The sequence below is a fragment of the Methylobacterium sp. GC_Met_3 genome (assembly GCF_026540775.1).
Lineage (GTDB): Bacteria > Pseudomonadota > Alphaproteobacteria > Rhizobiales > Beijerinckiaceae > Methylobacterium.
Genome location: NZ_JALNUL010000006.1, coordinates 194,374 through 212,366, shown reverse-complemented (window position 1 = coordinate 212,366; position 17,993 = coordinate 194,374). Strand labels below are relative to the sequence as shown.

Sequence of the window (17,993 nt, the reverse complement as noted above, 5' to 3'; positions counted from 1 at the left end):
ATCATCGCGCACAGCTCTAAGCCCGTGTTGTCACGTACTCTCTTATGCCGCACCGGTGTCCAGTTCGGCGGAGAACTCTTTAGCTACGCCCGCAGGCCGACCGGCGTGACCGGGCGGGACGGCAGGGCACGCAGCAGCGCGATCGTCAGGCCGAAGATCGTCAGCAGGTCGCAGGTCAGGCCGAAGACCGAGCCGACCAGCAGGTTGTGCCCGGCCCAGCACAGGGAGGCGCCGAGGAAGAGCAGACGCATGGGCTGCGGTGACGCATGGAGGCGGGCCCCCGTGGCGAGGAGCGTGCCGAACGCCGCGCAGGCCGAGGGCCAGCCGTTCCAGGTGGCAGCCGTCAGGCAGGCCGCCGCGAGGGTGCTGGCCACGAACAGGGGCGGCACCCAGCCGCTCCGGCCCGGACGGCCGAGGCAGGTCAGCGCGACGAGGCTCTGCAGCACCGAGATGGCGCACATGGCGGTGCCGGTGAGCGCCCCGAGCGTCAGATAGTGGACGCCGAAGGCGGCTGCGCAGGCCGCAGAGGCCAGCAGGATCCGGTCCCGCCGCGGCATGATGCCGGCCGTAAAACCCAGGCACAGGCCCAGCGATCCGAACAGATCGAGATGGGCCGCGGCCGAGACCGCCCAGACAGACAAGTAATCGACGGCGTTCATCGTCAGCGCCCGACCGGCGCGGATGCGCCGTTTCTATCGGATGCGCTAGGTTTTCATGGTAAGCGGATCGTTAATGCCGGTCCGTCGCCGGGACACGACGGCGTGAGCGTGACCTTTCGGTCTCTACAGGCGCGGATTTCTTGGCCCGAGCGGGAAACACGACCCACGCTCGCCCCTGACTGGCCTTGCCAGACCCATTGGCGAACCCGCTCGCCCTTCGGCGGGGGAGGGGCGTGGGACCCGTATCCTGCGGATTGACGGAAGGGGTATTCTTGGCAACCCTGCGGAGGATCGGCAGGTCCATCCTGGATCACTCCATGCAGACGGGAAGCATAGACGTCTTATCATCCAACAACACTGTATTAACATAAATTAATCGTCAAAATTGGTGTTTCTGTAGTCGGAACAACGCCTAGAGCGATCGGTTTTCCGGGCATTCAATCAAGTGCGAGACCGCGGCCATTCGGCCCGCGGTAGGTGCAGCCTTGCCCGACGACTGGACCTGCCCGTACCCGCGGGTCGGCGACCGCACCCTGGAACGCCCGGCAGGCGGCCGAGACCCTCTGGTTCGGCGCCTGTGTGGCGCGCCAGATGGACAGCTGAGGACCGGCCGATGACGCGATCCGAACCGTTTCCCCAACACGCGTTCCCCGCCGACGAGGGAGCCGTACTGGCGCTGGCGCGCGCCCTGCGCGACATGGGCTACAGCTTCACCACGGTAACCCCGGCCAGCCACGCCCATGTCAACGTGCGGCCGCGCAACGCCGAGGCGCAGGCCCTGCGCGACGTGTTCGGTTGGAGCCGGCCGTTCCGGGCCGGGCTGCTCCCCGAACCGATCCTGCGGCTGATGCGCGAAGCCGGCGCCGTAGTGGAGGACGGGCCGCTCCTGCGGCCCACACTCCGGTTCTCCAACCTCGATGGCGAACTCTTCGCCCATTCCGCCTATCCGCCGAGCGCCGCCGACGCGGTGTTCTTCGGCCCCGACACGATGCGCTTCGTGGGCGCGGTGATCGCCCACGTCGAGGGTCGAACCGCCCCGGTGCGCCGGGCGGTCGATCTCGGCTGCGGCTCGGGCGCCGCCGGGATCTGCATCGCCAAGCGTAAGCCGGGCGCCGAAATCGTGCTGGTCGACATCAACCCCGCCGCCATGCGCGCGGCCCAGGTCAACGCTCGCCTCGCCGGGACCGAAGGCGTCGTGGTCCGCCGCAGTGACATGCTGCGCGACGTCGAGGGTTCGTTCGACCTGATCGTGTCGAACCCGCCCTTCATGATCGACCCCGCCGCCCGGGCCTATCGGGATGGCGGCGGCCCGTTCGGGGCCGGCCTGTCGCTCGCCGTGGCCGAGCAGGCGGTGGAGCGTCTCGCGCCCGGTGGTACTCTGGTCCTGTTCACTGGCGCGGCCATCGTCGAAGGGAAGGACCCGTTCCGCGACGCCGTAGCCGAGCTGTGCATCGGCGCCGGCCTGGACTGGACCTATCGCGAGTTCGACCCGGACGCGTACGGCGAGGAGCTGGCGACCGGGGCTTACGACGCCGTGGAGCGCCTCGCCCTCGTCGTCCTCACGGCCACGCGCCCGGGGTCGCACGCATGAGCGACGCGTTCCTCCGCGATGCCCTTGCGGGCCTGACCGCCGTGCCGAAGACGCTGCCCGGAAAATACCTCTGGGACGAGATCGGCTCCGACCTGTTCGACCGGATCTGCCACAGCGCCGACTACTACCCGACCGCCCAGGAGACCGCGCTCCTGCCCCAGGCCGCCGCCGACGTGGCGCGGCAGGTCCGGCCGGGCGTGACCGTGGTCGAGTTCGGCAGCGGCGCGAGCCGCAAAATCCGCACGCTGCTCGACGCGCTCCCCGAGCCCGCGGCCTACATCGCCATCGACATCTCGGGTGCGTATCTGGAAGCGGCGATCCGGCGGCTCGCGCCGGACTATCCGGGCATCGCCATGGTGCCGGTCTGCGCGGATTACTCGAAGCCGGTCACGTTGCCGGTCCGGGGGGAATCCTCGGCTTCTATCCGGGCACGAGCATCGGCAATTTCGATCCCAGCGAGGCCGGCCGGTTCCTGGAGCGGGCGCGCGAAACGCTCGGGCCCAGCCTGTTCCTGGTGGGTGCGGACGGGACCGCCGACCCTGAGCGTCTGCAGCGCGCCTACGGCGCCGCCGACGGGTTGATGGCGGCGTTCCACCGCAACATCCTCACCCGGCTGAACCGCGAATGCGGGGCGGATTTCGACACCGATAATTTCCGGCACCAGATCCGGCTGCTGCCGGATCCATTCCGCGTCGAGGCGCATCTCGTGGCGACTCGGCCCGAAACCTACCGGCTCGGCGCGCACACCATCGCGTTCGCGGCCTCCGAGAGCATCCGAACCGACACGTCGCACAAGTACACGGCGGACGCGTTCCAGGCGCTCGCGCGCGGGGCCGGCTGGCAGCCGCGTGCGCTTTGGCAGGCCGAAGGTGGCAGCTTCAACCTGCATCTGTTGCAGGCCCAGGACTGATCCCGACGATTGATCCCAACGACTGATATTGGCGTCAGACGACCTCGATCGGCGCGTGCTTGCCATCGTGGGCCGAGCCGGATTCGAGGCTCTGCGTCTCGGCTGCGTGCTGCTGATCCCGCGCCGGCGGCGGGTAATCCGCGAGCGGGCGCCAGGGCGCCGCCGGGACCCCCTGGCGGAGGCCCCCTGGCCTCAGGAACAGCCAGGCGGCAACGGCCATCCAGGGAATCACGAAGAAAGCGAAAGCGGCGAGCCCCACGATATGCTCCGGGCAGGGGTTGCGACCGGGTAAAACGCCGTAGTGATGGACTGGGATCCCTCCGGCCACCCTTAGAACCGCGCGACAAGTCCCACGCCGCCGATCATCAGGGCGCCGCCGAGGACGCGCCACAGGCTTGCCGGGTGGACCTTGAATCCGACGAGCCCGAAATGATCGAGCAGGGTCGAGGTGATAACCCCTGCAGTGACGATCAGCCCAAGGAAGGTCGCGGCGCCGATCTTCTTGGCGATGAAGAGCTGCGCCATCATGAGGCCCGCGCTCATCAGTCCGCCGAACCACGCCCACCAGGGTACCTCGGCGAGGCGGTCCGCCCCCGGCAGGCCGAACTGCCCGGTCGCCAGCATGATCACCCCGGTGGTCGCGAGGCTCACCAGCAGGCTGAGCACGCCCGCCGGGAGCGGCCGCGCGAACGCCTTGGCGAGTGTGGCGTTCTGGCCCGGCGCGACCGCGCTGGCGAGCCCGGCCAGCAGGGCGAACCCGTAGAGGAACAACATGCCGAGACCTTGATGACGGAGCGGGGACGCGCGGGGCCTTCAGAACACCGCCACCAGGGCGACGCCGACGATCATCAGGACGCCTCCGGCCAGACGCCAGCGGCCGGCGGGGTGGCGATCGAACCCGACGAGCCCGTAATGATCGAGGGCGATCGAGCCGATCACGCCCGCCGTGATCACGCAGCTCAGGAAAGGGGCAGCGCCGATCTGCTCCGAGACGTAGAGCTGCGCCAGGACGATGGCGGCGCCGAGGACACCCCCGGGCCAAGCCCACCAGGGGACGGCGGCGACGTCCTCAGCCCCCACCTGCCCGGCGCCCGGCCGGGCGAAGCGTCGGGCTACCACCATGATGATTGCGAAGCAGGCGGTCGCCAGGGCGAAGCAGAAGATTCCGGCTAGCATCGGCTGACCCGTGGCCTTGGCCAGCGTCGCATTCTGGCCCGGCTCGATGGCGTTCGCGACGCCGGCCAGCAGGGCAAGGCCGTAGAGATACCACATGGGGCGTCTGGGTTGTCTCGGAGCGGAGCCGACAACGCAGTCGGTCTGCTGCCAAACCCGCCGGGGCGGCGGATGACTGCATCGAACCGGCGGGACGCCCCGGGTCAGATCGCCCCAGGTGCCAGCAACGGGGCCTGCAACGCTTGGTCGAAAGGCCGCAAGCGCCGTCTCGGGAAAGTTTTGTACCCTCGCGCTGTTTGCTTATGACAGCCAGAGGGACTGATGGACGCGCGCAGCCCGACGCCGCCCAAGACGCAGCAGAGTCCCGTAGAGCTGACGCTTCGCGGCATCGCCCTCGGCGCGGCCATCACGATCGTCTTCATGGCCGCCAACCTCTACATGGGGTTGAAGACCGGGATGACGTTCTCGTCGTCGATCCCGGCCGCGATGATCTCGATGGGTGCGTTCCGGCTGATGGGCGGCGCCGGCATCCTCGAAAACAACATCGTGCAGACGCAGGCCTCGGCCGCCGGCACGTTGTGCAATGTCATCCTGGCGCTGCCGGGCCTCGTCCTCATCGGGCACTGGCAGGGTTTCCCGTTCTGGCAGACCACTGCGGTCTGCCTGCTCGGGGGTCTGCTCGGCGTCGCGTTCTCGATTCCCCTGCGCCGCGCCCTCGTGGCCGGCAGCGACCTTCCCTATCCGGAGGGGATCGCCGCTGCCGAGGTGCTCCGGACCGGACAGGAGGAGGAGGGCGGCCACGGCCTGCGCGATCTGCTGGCTGCGGCAGGCGTGGCCGGGACGATCGGGTTCGCCACCACCGGGCTGAAAATCCTGGGCGAAGGCATGAACGGCGCGATCAGCCTCGGCGGGGCGGCGTTCCGCACCGGGACCGGCTTCTCGCTGGCGCTGGTCGGTGTCGGCTACCTCGTTGGGATCGGGGCCTGCCTCGCGCTGCTGACCGGCGTCGTGATCGCCTGGGGGATCGCGGTCCCGGTGCTCACAGCGCTGTCGCCCAATCCGGGCCAGTCCGCCGGGGCGGCGGCCGAGGCGGTCTGGTCGAGCCACGTGCGGCTGATGGGAGCCGGGATCATCGCGGTCGGCGGCGTGTGGACGGTCGGCTCGCTGGCGAAACCGATCCTGGGCAGCATCCGCGCGGCCCTGTCCGGCGCCGGCGGCCTCGGCAGGGACCATCCCCGCGAGGAGCGTGACCTACCGATCACCTGGGTCGCCGCCGGGACGCTAACGCTGGGTGTGCCGCTGGCGGGCCTGTTCTGGGTCTTCGCAAAGCCCGCTGATCTCGGCGGCCTGCTGATCGTGCTGGCGCTATCCGCGACCCTGTTCACGATCCTGTTCGGCTTCCTGATGGCGGCGGCCTGCGGCTACCTCGCGGGGTTGCTGGGCTCGTCGTCGAGCCCGATCTCAGGGATCGGCATCCTGACCACGATGGCGACCGCGCTGCTGCTGCCGCTGATCCTCGGCCATTCCGCCGGGCCGGAGGGCGACCGGTTCGTCACCGGCATGGCCCTGCTGCTGACCGCCGTCATCGTCACGACCTCCTCGATCGCCAACGACAACCTGCAGGACCTGAAGACCGGGCAGGTGCTCGGCGCCACGCCCTGGCACCAGCAGGTCGCCCTGATCCTCGGCGTCGGGATCGGGGCCGTGGTGATCGCCCCGATCCTGTCGCTTCTGTACGAGGCCTACGGCTTCGTCGGCACGCCGCTGCGCGAGGGCCAGGATGCGGCGAGCGCCATGCCGGCGCCCCAGGCCGCCCTGATGACCCAGATCGCCAACGGCATCGTCCACAGTGAGCTGCCCTGGCGCATGGTGCTGATCGGTGCCGGGCTCGGAGTGGTGCTGGTCGCCGTCGAGACCCGGCTTAAGCGGCGCGACTTCACCTTCCCGGCGCTCACGGTCGGGATCGGCATGTACCTGCCGCTCTCCGTCGAGATGACGATCGCCATCGGCGGCGTGCTCGGCTGGGTGGCCGAGCGCCGGTTGCGCGCCCGGGTCGGGACCAAGGGCGACAAGAGGGCCGACACGGTGGTGGGCGTCGCCCGCCGCCGCGGCGTCCTCCTCGCCTCGGGCTTTCTGGTCGGGGAGAGCTGCGTCGGCGTCCTGCTCGCCGGTGCCGATCTCATGGCGGGGCACAGCGCGGCGCTCGCCGTCGTCGGAAAGGGCTTCGCGCCCTATGCGACCGGGCTCGGGCTCGTGGTGTTCCTGGCGGCCCTGACGGTCTACCTGCGGATGGTCTCGACCCCGGGCCGTCCTGAGCCCGGGACATGAGCATGGACGCGACCCGAGACCGAGGATTTCCCCTCAGCGCCGGCCTCCTGTTCGGGCTCGGGCTCGGCGGCTTCTTCGACGGGATCGTGCTGCATCAGGTGCTGCAATGGCACCACATGGTGAGCAGCTGGTACCCGATCGATTCGATCGGCAATCTCGAGCTGAACACCCGATGGGACGGCATCTTCCACAGCGCGACCTACGTGTTCGTCGTGCTCGGATTGTTCGTCCTCTGGCGCGCGGCGCATCGCACGCATCTCGTCTGGTCCGGCAAGCTCCTCGCCGGGTCGGTGCTGATCGGCTGGGGCGTGTTCAACCTCGTCGAGGGCGTGATCGACCACGAGGTGCTCGGCGTCCATCACGTCAACGAGCTGATGCCGCGGGCGCAGTGGCTCTACTGGGATCTCGGCTTCCTGCTCTGGGGCGGCGCCATGCTGGCAGTGGGCCTCGGCCTCGTGCAGATCGGCCGGGCGGAGGACACCGCGACGGCGCGCGGGCCGACATGAGGGCTGCCGCGCCCAACCTTCGGGCCGCCGTACCCTGGCTCGCCCTGGCGGCCGGCCTGATCCTCGCCACATTGCCGGCGTGGCGACCGCTATTCTTCGAGACCGCTTTGTCGATCGAGGACCTCCTGAACCTGCGCTGCCTGCCGCGCTGAGCCGCGCGGCCGCCGGTCAGGTGCCCGCCGCCTCGCCGAGCAGCGTCCGGACGAAGCGCTGCGTGCGCGGATCCCCTGGCTTTCCGAACAGGTCGGCGGCGGCGCCCTGCTCGACGATGGTGCCGCCCTCCAGGAACACCACCGTGTCGGCGACGCGACGCGCGAGGCGCAGGTCGTGGGTCGCCATCAGCATGGTCGTGCCCTCGCCTGCGAGGCCGGCCAGCACGTCCACCACTTCGGCGGCGAGTTCGGGATCGAGGGCCGAGGTCGGCTCGTCGCAGAGCAGCAGGCGCGGGGAGGGCGCGAGTGCCCGGGCGATCGCCACCCGCTGCTGCTGGCCGCCCGACAGGCTGGCGGGCCAGTCCGCCGCCTTGTGGGCGAGGCCGACGCGCTCCAGCAGATCCAGCGCCCGAGCTCGCGCCTTGGCCGGTGGCCATTGGGCTACCGTGACGAGGCCCTCCATCACGTTCTCGACCACGGTGCGGTGAGGGAAGAGCTGGAAGTTCTGGAACACCATGCCGGTCTGGCGGCGCACGGCGAGCACGTCCCGCCGGGCCGGCGGGTGTCCCGGTCGGAACTCGAGACGGAGGTCGCCGAGGGTGAGTGTGCCGCCTTGCGGGATCTCCAGCAGGTTCACGCAGCGCAGCAGCGTCGACTTGCCCGAGCCCGACGGGCCGATCAGCGCCGTCACCCGCCCCTCCGGAATGGCGAGATCGACGCCCCGCAGGACCGGGTTGGCGCCGAAGCGTTTCTCGATGGCCGATAGGGCGATCACGCGCGCGCCTCCAGATAGCCGCCATAGCGCCCGAGGCGCCGTTCCAAGAGCGTCTGCAGCCAGGACAGGAGCGAGGACAGGACGAGGTAGATCAGGGCGGCCTCGATATAGAGGATCAGCGGCTCGTAGGTGACCGCGACGATGCGCTGGGCCGCCTGGAACAGCTCCGGCACGGTGATGGCGGCGGCGAGCGAGGTGTCCTTCACCAGGGCGATGAAGGTGTTGGCGAGCGACGGCACCGCGACCCGCGCCGCCTGGGGCAGGATCGTGCGGCGCAGCGCCTGGGCGGGTGTCATGCCGATCGCGTAGGACGCCTCCCACTGGCCCTTCGGGATGGACGCGATGGCGGCGCGGATGATCTCGGACGTGTAGGCGCCGACGTTCAGCGTGAACCCGATCACCGCGGCCGGGAAGGCGTCGATCAGGATCCCGAGGCTTGGCAGGCCATAGAAGATCACGAAGAGCTGGACGAGGAGCGGCGTGCCCCGGAAGATCCACACGTAGAGCCACGCCAGGGCCGCCAGGGGGCGGGGGGCGAACAGGCGCAGGAGGGCGGTTCCGAAACCGAGGGCGAGCCCCAGCGTGAAGGCGATCAGCGTCAGCGGAACGGTGAAGCGCAAGCCTGCGACGAGGAGTGGCTCGAGCGATTGAAGCATGAGGTCGAGCCAATGCGGCACGGGGCGGCGTCTCCTTTCGGGGGAACGGGGTTACTTCGCATATCTTCACCGAAGAAGGGGCTCGAACCGCGCGTTTTCTTCCCCCGGCAGAGCGGCCGCGGGCGACCAACGTTCGAGGCACGCGGTTTGTGACAGAGCGCTACGGGCTCCCTCTCCCGAGCGGGAGAGGGTTGGGGTGAGGGACGAGAACTGTCAGGATCGAGCACGGGATTGATGCGCCGACGGGGCGCGCCCGATCCTGAAAGACCTGATCCCTCACCCTGTCCCTCTCCCGCACGGGAGAGGGGACCCGCGCTTTATCTTGCCGCCTGTTCCCTGCACACGATGTGTAGATCCGGTAGCCTTTGCGAGGCAGGGAGAGGCGCTGATGCTTTCGCCTTCTTACCGACGGCCCGGATCAACCTAGCTCTATGTGAGCGGCGTCGCGGCGCTGCCTCTCTGAAAATTCACTTCGAGACGTCCGCCTCAAAGTACTTCTGCGCGATCGCCGCATAGCTGCCATCGGCCTTGATCTCGTCGAGCGCCTTGTCGAGGGCGGCCTTCAGCGCGGGGTTGTTCTTGCGCAGGATGATCCCGGAGGCGTCCGCGTCGGCCTGCTCGGCGGCGATCTTCACGGGGGCGTTCGGCTTCTGCTTGCGGAAGTCGAGGAACGACAGGTTGTCGTTGACGGTGGCGTCGGCCCGTCCGGTGATCACCAACTGGACCGACTGATCGAACCCGTCCGTGCCGATGAGCTGCGCGCCGGACTGCTCGGCCAAGCGGGCGAAGTTGCTGGTCAGGCTCTGGGCGGCCTTCTTGCCCTTCAGGTCGGCGAAGGATGTGATGTCGGTCCGGTCCGACTTGGTGATCAGCACGGCGCGAGCCCGGATATAGGGCTCCGAGAAGTCGAACTTCGCCTGCCGCTCCTTGGTGATGCCGACTTGGTTGATCACCACGTCGTAGCGTCCGCCGTCGAGCCCCGCGATCAGCCCGTCCCACTTGCCCTCGAGAAACTGGGGCGTGACGCCGAGCTTCTCGGCGACCTTGCGGCCGATCTCCACGTCGAACCCGACGAGCGCCCCGGAGGCATCGTGGAACGTGAAGGGCGCGTAGGTGCCCTCGGTGCCGATGCGTAGGGTCTTGGCGGCCCGGATCGTGTCGAGGTCGTCGGCCCGGGCGGGCGCGCCCAGGATGAGAGCCGAGACGGCCAGCACCGCGGCCAGACCGGTCGAGAAAAGTCGCATCCGAAAATACCTCACGCCGATAACAATGTTCTCTCGCGGCCGTCGAAGTCGATCCGGCCCCGCGCGTTCATTTCGTCAATGAATCGAGCCGAGCCGTCAAGGCAAGCGAGCGGATCAATCGTGGTGAAGCCGAGCTCCTTCGCGCCGGTCTACTCCGGCCACGTCGCGATTGTTCTGGGTTAGGGGCTGAAACTAAGCTGACCATCCTGTCACATCGGCGGCTGCGCCCCGCGACGATGCCGCGCGGCGTTCGTGATAGGAGGCGGCCCGCCCCGGGCATCGAACGATTCGCGGGGTGGACTCTTGGCCCCGCCGCAGAAGGACCGCCCATGACTTCGCTCGCTCACGCCTATCGTGGCGTCTTCCCGGTCGCCCCCACGGTGTTCGACGCCTCCGGCGCCCTCGATCTCGACGGGCAGCGCCGGGCGATCGATTTCATGATCGATGCCGGCAGCCACGGCATCTGCATCCTCGCGAACTTCTCCGAGCAATTCGTGCTCACCGACGACGAGCGCGAGCGCGTGATGCACGCCGTGCTGGACCATGTGGCCGGCCGCGTGCCGGTGATCGTCACCACGACGCATTTCGCCACGCAGGTCTGTGCCGAGCGCTCGCGCCGGGCACAGGATGCCGGGGCCGCCATGGTGATGATCATGCCGCCCTATCACGGCGCCACGATCCGCGTGCCCGAGATCGGCGTCTACGACTTCTTCCGCACGGTTTCGGACGCGATCTCCATCCCGATCATGATCCAGGATGCGCCGGTTTCGGGCACGCCCCTCTCGGCTGCGTTCCTGGCGCGCATGGCCCGGGAAATCGCCAACGTCAGCTATTTCAAGATCGAGACCGCCCAGGCGGCCGCGAAACTGCGCGAGCTGATCGCGCGCGGCGGCGATGCCGTGGTCGGCCCCTGGGACGGCGAGGAGGCGATCACTCTGATGGCCGATCTCGATGCCGGCGCCACCGGGGCGATGACCGGCGGTGCCTATCCGGATGGGATCCGCCGGATCACCGACGCCTTTGCGGCCGGGCGCCGAGAGGAAGCTCTCGACGCCTATGAGCGCTGGCTGCCGCTGATCAACTACGAGAACCGGCAATGCGGGCTGCTCGCCTGCAAGGCATTGATGCAGGAGGGCGGGGTGATCGCCCACGAGACCGCGCGCCTCCCGCTTCAGCCGCTCCACCCGGCGACCCGGGCGGGCCTGATCGAACTCGCCCGCCGGAACGACGCGCTGGTGCTGCGCTGGGGGCGGTAGGCTCGGTTCAGCCTGCGCGGCCGAACACGGCGGAGAGGCGCTCCACCGCCTCCCGCGCCAGTTCCGGGCTGATGGCGAAGCAGATCCGCACCAGACCCTCGCCCTCCGGCCCGAAGGCGGTGCCGGGGGCCACACCGACCTTGGCCTCGCGCAGCAGGCGCAGCGCGAGGTCGAGGCTCGGCTCGTCGCCGCCCATCCGGGCCATCAGGTAGAAGGCGCCGTCTGGCGGCGCCACGGTGACGCCCGGCAGCCGGGACAGGCCGTCCACCAGGATCGCGCGCGCCTCGGCGCAGCGGTCGACCATGGTGCGGATGAAGCCGTCGCCCTCGTTCAGCGCCGCGATGCAGGCGTGCTGCACGAAGGTCGAGATCGAGGTGGTGCTGTACTGCCCGAGCTTGGCGAAGGTCGGCGCCAACCCGCGCGGATAGATGACCCAGCCGGCGCGCCAGCCGGTCATCGCCCAGTTCTTCGAGAAGGTGTTGGTCACGATCAGCCGGTCGTCCGGCTCGCAGATCTGCAGGAAGGACGGGGCGATCCGGTTGCCGTAGGTGAAATGCGCGTAGACCTCGTCCGACAGGATCCAGAGACCGCGGGCGCGGGCGAGGTCGCGCAGGGCCGTCATCTCGGCGAGCGGCATGGTCCAGCCCGTCGGGTTCGAGGGCGAGTTGATCATGATCACCCGGGTGCGGGGCGTCAGCGCGGCCTCGATATCGGCGAGCGGCAGGGCGAAGCGCCCGTCCGCCTGCCTGCGGTAGGGCACCGCCACCGGCACGCCGCCGGTGATGCGCACGGCTTCGCGCAGATTCGGCCAGGCGGGGGAGGGGATGATGATCTCGTCGCCGGGCTCCAGCAGCACCTGGGCGGCCTGCATGATCGCGTTCATGCCGCCGGCCGTGACGGCGAACCGGTCGGGCGGGATCTCCACGCCCCAGTGGCGGGCGTGATAGGCGCCCAGCGCCTCGCGCAGGGCCGGCAGGCCCAGCGAGGTCGTGTAGCGGGTATGCCCCGCGAGCATCGCCCGGTGCGCCGCCTCGATGATGAAGGGCGGCGTCGCGAGGTCGCCCTCTCCGATCCAGAGCTTCACCACCTCCGGGTCGTCGCGCCCGCGATCCGCCACGAGGCCGATCTGGCTCGTGCCGATGCCGCGGATGCGGTCCGACAGGAGCGCGGCGAGATCGACCGGAGCGGCTTCAGCAAAGGGCGCGGCAAGGGAATCGGCCATGGGGCGCGGGGGCTCTCGTGAGGTCCGGGCGCAGCCGACAGGGGGGCGCTCCGCGGCCCTTTGGCCCGATGCGTCGCCGGGCCTGCCGCGTCCCGATCGTGAGTGAGGGACTGAACCTGCCGCGTTCCGGACCACGCGTCCAGAGACCCTGCGTGGCGCACCGGCCCAAACCGAGACGCAGAAATTATCGTCTTTTCAGAAATTTCTGAAATTGCTAGACCGTGAGTCGCCATCGCTTGGCTGGAGGCCTGCCGTGCTCGCCCATCTCGATCCGCTGATCCTCGCACGTGCGCAGTTCGGGTTCACGGTGGCGTTCCACATCGTGTTCCCATCCTTCTCGATCGGACTGGCCAGTTACCTCGCCGTGTTGGAAGGCCTGTGGCTCGCCACCGGGCGGCCGGTCTACATGGATCTGTTCCGCTACTGGCTGAAGATCTTCGCCATCGCCTTCGCCATGGGCGTCGTGTCCGGGCTGGTGATGTCCTACCAGTTCGGCACCAACTGGTCGGTCTTCTCCGACAAGACCGGGCCGGTGCTCGGGCCGATGATGGCCTACGAGGTGCTGTCGGCGTTCTTTCTGGAGGCCGGCTTCCTCGGGGTGATGCTGTTCGGCATGACGAAGGTCGGCCCGCGGCTCCACTTCGCCGCGACCCTGATGGTGGCGCTCGGGACCTTCTTCTCGGCCTTCTGGATCCTGTCGGTGAACTCGTGGATGCAGACGCCGGCCGGTTACGGCACCAACCCGCAGGGCCAGTTCGTGCCCCTGGACTGGTGGGCGGTGGTGTTCAACCCGTCCTTCCCGTTCCGCCTCGTCCACATGGTGCTGGCCGCCTACCTTACGACCTCCCTGGTGGTGGGCGCGGTCGGCGCGTGGCATCTGCTGCGCGACCGGGCCAACCCAGCCGCCCGCACGATGTTCTCGATGGCGATGTGGATGGCCGCGCTGGTGGCCCCCGCCCAAATCCTGGCCGGGGACGCGCACGGGCTCAGCACCCTGGAGCACCAGCCCGCCAAGGTCATGGCCATGGAGGGCCATTACCAGAGCCATCCGGACGGGGCGCCGCTGGTGCTGTTCGGCCTGCCCGATCAGGAGGCCGGGACGATCCGCTATGCGGTGGAGATCCCGAAGCTGTCCTCGCTGGTGCTCAAGCACGCCCTCGACGCGCCGCTCGCCGGCCTCGACAGCCTGCCCCGTAAGGACTGGCCGCCGGTGCCGGTCGTATTCTGGTCGTTCCGGGTGATGGTGGGCCTGGGGCTGCTGATGCTCCTGCTTGGCGGCCTCAGTCTGCTCGCCCGTTATCAGGGCCGGCTCTACGCGTGGGCCCCCCTGCACCGCTTCGCCCTCGCCATGGGGCCGGCCGGCTTCGTGGCGGTGCTGGCCGGCTGGATCACCACCGAGGTCGGGCGCCAGCCCTACACGGTCTACGGCCTGCTGCGCACGGCGGACTCCGCATCGCCGCTCGCCGGGCCGGCGGTGGCCGCCTCGCTCACCGCCTTCGTGATGGTCTATTTCTCGGTCTTCGCCATGGGGACGTTCTACATCCTGCGCCTCATGGCCAAGCCGCCGCAGGTCGGCGAGCCCGGTCTCCAGCTGGGCGTGCCGATCCGCACCGCGGGCATCACGCCCGCCCCCGCGGTCGATCCCGACCGTCATCTCCAGCCGGCCGAGTGACGCAGCCATGCTGTACAGCGTCGATCTCACCATCGTCTGGGCGTTCGTCATCGCCTTCGCGGTCTTCGCCTACATCGTCATGGATGGCTTCGATCTTGGCATCGGCATCCTGTTCCCGATCCTGCGGCCGGGACCCGACCGGGACACCGCGATGAACTCGATCGCCCCGGTCTGGGACGGCAACGAGACCTGGCTGGTGATGGGCGGGGGTGGGCTGTTCGCGGTCTTCCCGCTCGCCTACGCGGTCATCCTGCCGGCGCTCTACGCGCCGATCCTCGCGATGCTGCTGGGGCTGGTCTTCCGGGGCGTCGCCTTCGAGTTCCGCTGGCGGGATCCTGGCCACCGGGCCGTCTGGGACATGGCCTTCACGGTCGGTTCCGTGGTGGCGGCCCTGGCCCAGGGGATCACCCTGGGGGCGCTGCTCCAGGGCATCGCCGTGGAGGGCCGCGCCTATGCGGGCGGCTGGTGGGATTGGCTGACGCCGTTCAGCCTGCTGGTCGGCGTGAGTCTCGCGATCGCCTACGCGCTGCTCGGGGCCACGTGGCTGGTGATGCGCACCGAGGGCCTGCTCCAGCTTCAGGCCCGGCGTCTGGCCCAGCGGCTCACCGTCGGGACCGTGGCGGCGGTCGCCCTGGTGAGCGCCGCCACCCCGTTCCTGCAGGGGCGCTACTTCGAGCGCTGGATGGCGATGCCGAACGTGCTCGTGACCGCGCAGGTGCCGCTCCTCGTGGCGCTGGCGAGCTACGCCCTGTGGCGGACCCTGCGGAACGGGGGCGAGCGGGCGCCGTTCCTGATCGCGCTCGGGCTGTTCGGCCTGTCGTTCTTAGGGCTCGGCATCAGCATCTACCCCGACGTGGTGCCGGGGCGGATCACGATCTGGCAGGCGGCCGCCCCCGAGGCGAGCCAGATCTTCCTGCTGGTGGGCGCCGCGGCGCTGATCCCGACCATCCTGGCCTACACCGCGTATTCGTATTGGGTGTTCCGCGGCAAGGTCGACACGCACGGATATCACTGATGATCACCGCCTCACCGCTGCCCCTGTGGAAGCGCCTCGCCTGGTTCGTGGCGATCTGGGCGCTCAGCATCGTGACGCTTGGATCGGTCGCGACGCTGCTCCGGTTCTGGCTCAGGACCTGATAGGCTGCGGATCCAGACCCCGTCGGAACGCCCCGTGCAGCTGCCCCCCCTCGTCCAGACCTTCGTGCTCCATTTCGGCGAGATGGGTTCCCGGTGGGGGATCAACCGGACGGTCGGTCAGATTTACGCGGTGCTGTTCGTGGCAGAGAGGCCGCTGAACGCCGACGAGATCGTCGAGCGGCTCGGCGTGTCGCGCTCCAACGTCAGCATGGGCCTGAAGGAGCTGCAGGCCTGGAACCTCGTGCGCCTCCAGCACAGGCCCGGGGACCGGCGGGACTACTTCGCCACCCCCGAGGATGTCTGGCAGATCGTCCGCACCCTGGTCGAAGAGCGCAAGAAGCGCGAGATCGACCCGACCCTGACGATCCTGCGCGAGTTGCTGATGCAGCGCGTCGAGACCGATGCCGAGCGTCATGCCCAGGCCCGCCTCGGGGAGATGCACGACCTGTTCGAGCTCTTCACCGGCTGGTACGACGACATGCGCCGGCTCGAGACCGACCGCCTCGTCCAGCTCCTCAGCCTCGGCACGAAGGTCCAGAAGGTGCTGGAGATGAAGGATCGGCTGACCGGCCGCGGCGGCCGGGCCGACAAGCGGGATTGAGGCTTCGGGGACTGCGGCTTCCGGTCGGGCGCGGCGGCGCGCAACCGGTCAGAGCCGGGCCAGCCCGTCCCGATAGATCCCCACGAGGCAGACGCCGACTGACTCGATATGGGCGCGCAGGGCCTCCGCAGCCGCCTCGACCTTGCCGGCCTCGCACAGATCGAGGATCTGCGCGTGTTCCTCGTGGGCGCGCGCAACGTCTCCGGTGGCCTGGAGCTGCAGGCGCGTCGGGCGGTCGCAATCCTGCAGCAGGCCCGTCACGATCGTCAGGGAGCGTGGCCGGTCCGCGTGGCGCAGCAGGTCGAAGTGGAAGCGCCGGTTCAACTCGCCCCAGCGCATGATTTCGCCGCCGCTTAGCGCCTCGCCATAGGCCTTCTGCACGGCGCGCAGATCCTGAAAGTCCTCGTCGGTCAGGTGGGGGACAGAGAGCGGCAGGAGCTGCGGCTCGAGCTGGACGCGCAGCCTGAAGATATCCTCCACCTCCTCAAGGGACAGGCCCGTCACCACGGCACCGCGATGCGGCACGATCTTGACGAGGTTGACGGCCTCCAATTGCAGGAGCGCTTCCCGGATCGGGATCCGGCTGATTCCGAATTCCTCGGCCAGCGCATCCTGGCGGAGCTGGACGCCCGGGCGCAATTCTCCGTTCAGGATCCGCTGCCGCAGCGAATCGGCCACCGCCGCCGCGACCGTCTTGTGCTGCAGCCGGTCAGGCGAACGCCGCCCGGGAACCGCTATGAACATCGAGGCCTCGACAGGACGGAATACACTCACACATAGGATCCCACGCAGCGAAGTCGCGCTGCGGCGGCTCGGACTATAGTCCTTGCATACGTCAGGTTGCCGCGCAAGTCGAAGATTAACCTGAAGGAACGATTCTCGTCAGGCCGGCCAGTCTTGTCGGTCTCTAGGCACCGTATAGGCCGCGTGAGACCGAGGTCTGCGCTGTACGATGCAGAAGGCGGTCCAAGTGTTCATGAGCAGCATCGTGCGCCCGGTCAGAGCGTTGCATTCGGTACTGAATTTTCATGCACTGGTAGCTTGCCGGCGGACACGCTGCCCTAAAATACATTAGGCTGCGCCGGAGTGGCGGGATCTTGCGTTGCTGTTGATATGTGCGGGGCTGCCCATGGGGCATGGGCAAGTCTTTGCGCCAGATAGGCCACCAGGGCCGTGACGCGCGCCGGCCGGGGGTCGCCGGGCGGCGTCACCAAGTGCAACGCGATCGGCGGCGGTGACCAGTCGGGCAAGACCCGCTCCAGGCGGCCGGCCTCCAAGTCGTCCCAGATCATGAAATCGGGCTGGAGCGCGAGGCCGAGCCCGGCCCGGAGCGCCGGCGCCAGCGCCTCGGCGTTGTTGGCCCGCAAAGCCCCGCCGGGCGTCACCACGGCCTCCGCACCGGTCGCATCCGCGAAACGCCACCGGTCCGGGGTCGGAAGGTAGGCGTAGCCGAGGCAGGCGTGGTGGGCGATCTCGTCCGGATGCCGGGGGCGGCCATGCCGGTCGAGATAGGCGGGGGTCGCCACGAGGGAGCGCCTTATGGCGCAGAGCCGGCGGGCGCGCAGCGATGAATCCGGTAGGGCCGCGATGCGCAGCCCGATGTCGAATCCCCCGCCCACGAGATCGACCACCGCGTCCGAGAGGTGCAGGTCCACCGACACGGCCGGGTGCTGACGGAGAAAATCCGGCAGCAGCGGCGCCACGTGCATCACCCCGAAGGTCATCGGGGCCGCGAGCCGCACCAGCCCCCGCGGCTCTGCGGCGCCCGCCAGGGCCTGGGCCTCGGCCGCCTCGCCCTCCGCCAGGATGCGCGCCGCGCTCGCCTTGGCGGCCTGCCCCGCCTCGGTGAGCGCGAGCTTGCGCGAGGTGCGGTTGAACAGCCGCGCCCCAATCCGGATCTCCAGCCGGCCGACCGCCTTCGAGACCGTACCCTTCGACAGCCCGAGATCCGCGGCAGCCCGGCCGAAGGAGCCGGTCTCCACCACTTTCGCGAACACCGCCCAGGCTTCGAAATCCGGCAGTCTCATGGGTCAAATTCGGAAACGATGAGTTTCCATCGTTTCTATTTTCTGGAGCATTGGCAAGGGGCAGATTGTGGTCATCGCACAACG

At 69.1% G+C, this 17,993-nt stretch carries 19 protein-coding genes and 1 pseudogene; 10 read left to right on the top strand and 10 right to left on the bottom strand.

The window, feature by feature from the left end:
• Window positions 1-83 precede the first annotated feature (83 nt).
• Entirely contained in the window at window positions 84-659 is a 576-nt protein-coding gene (locus tag OXS27_RS11350; protein ID WP_267356305.1) for a YgjV family protein, read from the bottom strand.
• A 613-nt stretch (window positions 660-1,272) separates the two neighbouring features.
• Between OXS27_RS11350 and OXS27_RS11345 the strand changes: the two genes are divergently transcribed.
• Window positions 1,273-2,250, top strand: coding sequence for a class I SAM-dependent methyltransferase (locus OXS27_RS11345; RefSeq protein WP_267356304.1), 978 nt, complete (start codon window positions 1,273-1,275; stop codon window positions 2,248-2,250).
• A pseudogene (gene egtD / locus OXS27_RS11340) lies at window positions 2,247-3,160 on the top strand (L-histidine N(alpha)-methyltransferase). Before OXS27_RS11345 ends, egtD begins: the two are co-directional and overlap by 4 nt.
• Before the next feature lie 34 nt (window positions 3,161-3,194).
• On the opposite strand, the gene OXS27_RS11335 reads toward egtD, so the two are convergent.
• The 3 genes from OXS27_RS11335 to OXS27_RS11325 all read right to left on the bottom strand — a co-directional run bounded on the left by OXS27_RS11335 (window position 3,195) and on the right by OXS27_RS11325 (window position 4,432).
• Complete coding sequence (locus OXS27_RS11335; protein WP_243924043.1) at window positions 3,195-3,419, bottom strand: hypothetical protein; 225 nt, start codon at window positions 3,417-3,419, stop codon at window positions 3,195-3,197.
• A gap of 71 nt (window positions 3,420-3,490) precedes the next feature.
• Window positions 3,491-3,934, bottom strand: coding sequence for a DMT family transporter (locus tag OXS27_RS11330; protein WP_243924045.1), 444 nt, complete (start codon window positions 3,932-3,934; stop codon window positions 3,491-3,493).
• A gap of 39 nt (window positions 3,935-3,973) precedes the next feature.
• Window positions 3,974-4,432: a DMT family transporter gene (locus OXS27_RS11325; RefSeq protein WP_267356301.1), complete on the bottom strand. Its 459-nt coding sequence runs from the start codon at window positions 4,430-4,432 to the stop codon at window positions 3,974-3,976.
• A gap of 222 nt (window positions 4,433-4,654) precedes the next feature.
• On the opposite strand from OXS27_RS11325, the gene OXS27_RS11320 reads away from it, so the two are divergent.
• Genes OXS27_RS11320 through OXS27_RS11310 form a run of 3 tightly spaced genes read left to right on the top strand, consistent with a single transcriptional unit; the run spans window position 4,655 to window position 7,319 of the window.
• Window positions 4,655-6,661 (top strand): oligopeptide transporter, OPT family, encoded by a 2,007-nt coding sequence (locus OXS27_RS11320; RefSeq protein ID WP_267356299.1) that lies wholly within the window; start codon window positions 4,655-4,657, stop codon window positions 6,659-6,661.
• A 2-nt stretch (window positions 6,662-6,663) separates the two neighbouring features.
• On the top strand, window positions 6,664-7,167 hold the full coding sequence (locus OXS27_RS11315) for a DUF2243 domain-containing protein (protein WP_243924051.1): 504 nt from the start codon (window positions 6,664-6,666) through the stop codon (window positions 7,165-7,167).
• Window positions 7,164-7,319 (top strand): hypothetical protein, encoded by a 156-nt coding sequence (locus OXS27_RS11310; RefSeq protein WP_243924053.1) that lies wholly within the window; start codon window positions 7,164-7,166, stop codon window positions 7,317-7,319. Before OXS27_RS11315 ends, OXS27_RS11310 begins: the two co-directional genes overlap by 4 nt.
• Window positions 7,320-7,335: 16 nt before the next feature.
• On the opposite strand, the gene OXS27_RS11305 is transcribed toward OXS27_RS11310, so the two are convergent.
• The 3 genes from OXS27_RS11305 to OXS27_RS11295 all read right to left on the bottom strand — a co-directional run bounded on the left by OXS27_RS11305 (window position 7,336) and on the right by OXS27_RS11295 (window position 9,994).
• Window positions 7,336-8,094: an amino acid ABC transporter ATP-binding protein gene (locus OXS27_RS11305; RefSeq protein ID WP_267356297.1), complete on the bottom strand. Its 759-nt coding sequence runs from the start codon at window positions 8,092-8,094 to the stop codon at window positions 7,336-7,338.
• On the bottom strand, window positions 8,091-8,771 hold the full coding sequence (locus OXS27_RS11300) for an amino acid ABC transporter permease (protein WP_267356295.1): 681 nt from the start codon (window positions 8,769-8,771) through the stop codon (window positions 8,091-8,093). Before OXS27_RS11300 ends, OXS27_RS11305 begins: the two co-directional genes overlap by 4 nt.
• Before the next feature lie 446 nt (window positions 8,772-9,217).
• A complete protein-coding gene (locus tag OXS27_RS11295; RefSeq protein ID WP_267356293.1) occupies window positions 9,218-9,994 on the bottom strand; it encodes an amino acid ABC transporter substrate-binding protein in 777 nt (258 codons plus the stop codon).
• A gap of 329 nt (window positions 9,995-10,323) precedes the next feature.
• Here OXS27_RS11295 and OXS27_RS11290 point away from each other — a divergent pair, with 329 nt between their 5' ends.
• Window positions 10,324-11,250 (top strand): dihydrodipicolinate synthase family protein, encoded by a 927-nt coding sequence (locus tag OXS27_RS11290; RefSeq protein ID WP_267356291.1) that lies wholly within the window; start codon window positions 10,324-10,326, stop codon window positions 11,248-11,250.
• A 7-nt stretch (window positions 11,251-11,257) separates the two neighbouring features.
• Here OXS27_RS11290 and OXS27_RS11285 read toward each other — a convergent pair whose 3' ends face one another.
• On the bottom strand, window positions 11,258-12,472 hold the full coding sequence (locus tag OXS27_RS11285) for a pyridoxal phosphate-dependent aminotransferase (RefSeq protein WP_243924062.1): 1,215 nt from the start codon (window positions 12,470-12,472) through the stop codon (window positions 11,258-11,260).
• A gap of 253 nt (window positions 12,473-12,725) precedes the next feature.
• Here OXS27_RS11285 and OXS27_RS11280 point away from each other — a divergent pair, with 253 nt between their 5' ends.
• The 4 genes from OXS27_RS11280 to OXS27_RS11265 are packed head-to-tail and all read left to right on the top strand — an operon-like array spanning window position 12,726 to window position 15,882.
• Window positions 12,726-14,144: a cytochrome ubiquinol oxidase subunit I gene (locus OXS27_RS11280; RefSeq protein ID WP_267356289.1), complete on the top strand. Its 1,419-nt coding sequence runs from the start codon at window positions 12,726-12,728 to the stop codon at window positions 14,142-14,144.
• A 7-nt stretch (window positions 14,145-14,151) separates the two neighbouring features.
• Window positions 14,152-15,159, top strand: coding sequence for a cytochrome d ubiquinol oxidase subunit II (gene cydB / locus OXS27_RS11275; protein WP_267356287.1), 1,008 nt, complete (start codon window positions 14,152-14,154; stop codon window positions 15,157-15,159).
• Window positions 15,159-15,281 carry a DUF2474 family protein gene (locus tag OXS27_RS11270; RefSeq protein ID WP_243924069.1) on the top strand — a complete coding sequence of 41 codons (123 nt, stop codon included), beginning with the start codon at window positions 15,159-15,161 and terminating at the stop codon, window positions 15,279-15,281. The genes cydB and OXS27_RS11270 overlap by 1 nt, the downstream gene beginning before the upstream one ends.
• Before the next feature lie 34 nt (window positions 15,282-15,315).
• Window positions 15,316-15,882 carry a GbsR/MarR family transcriptional regulator gene (locus tag OXS27_RS11265; protein WP_243924071.1) on the top strand — a complete coding sequence of 189 codons (567 nt, stop codon included), beginning with the start codon at window positions 15,316-15,318 and terminating at the stop codon, window positions 15,880-15,882.
• Window positions 15,883-15,930: 48 nt separating this feature from the next.
• On the opposite strand, the gene OXS27_RS11260 is transcribed toward OXS27_RS11265, so the two are convergent.
• Window positions 15,931-16,626 carry a GntR family transcriptional regulator gene (locus OXS27_RS11260; RefSeq protein WP_267356284.1) on the bottom strand — a complete coding sequence of 232 codons (696 nt, stop codon included), beginning with the start codon at window positions 16,624-16,626 and terminating at the stop codon, window positions 15,931-15,933.
• A 317-nt stretch (window positions 16,627-16,943) separates the two neighbouring features.
• Entirely contained in the window at window positions 16,944-17,909 is a 966-nt protein-coding gene (locus OXS27_RS11255) for a LysR family transcriptional regulator (RefSeq protein ID WP_267356282.1), read from the bottom strand.
• Between the last annotated feature and the right edge of the window lie 84 nt (window positions 17,910-17,993).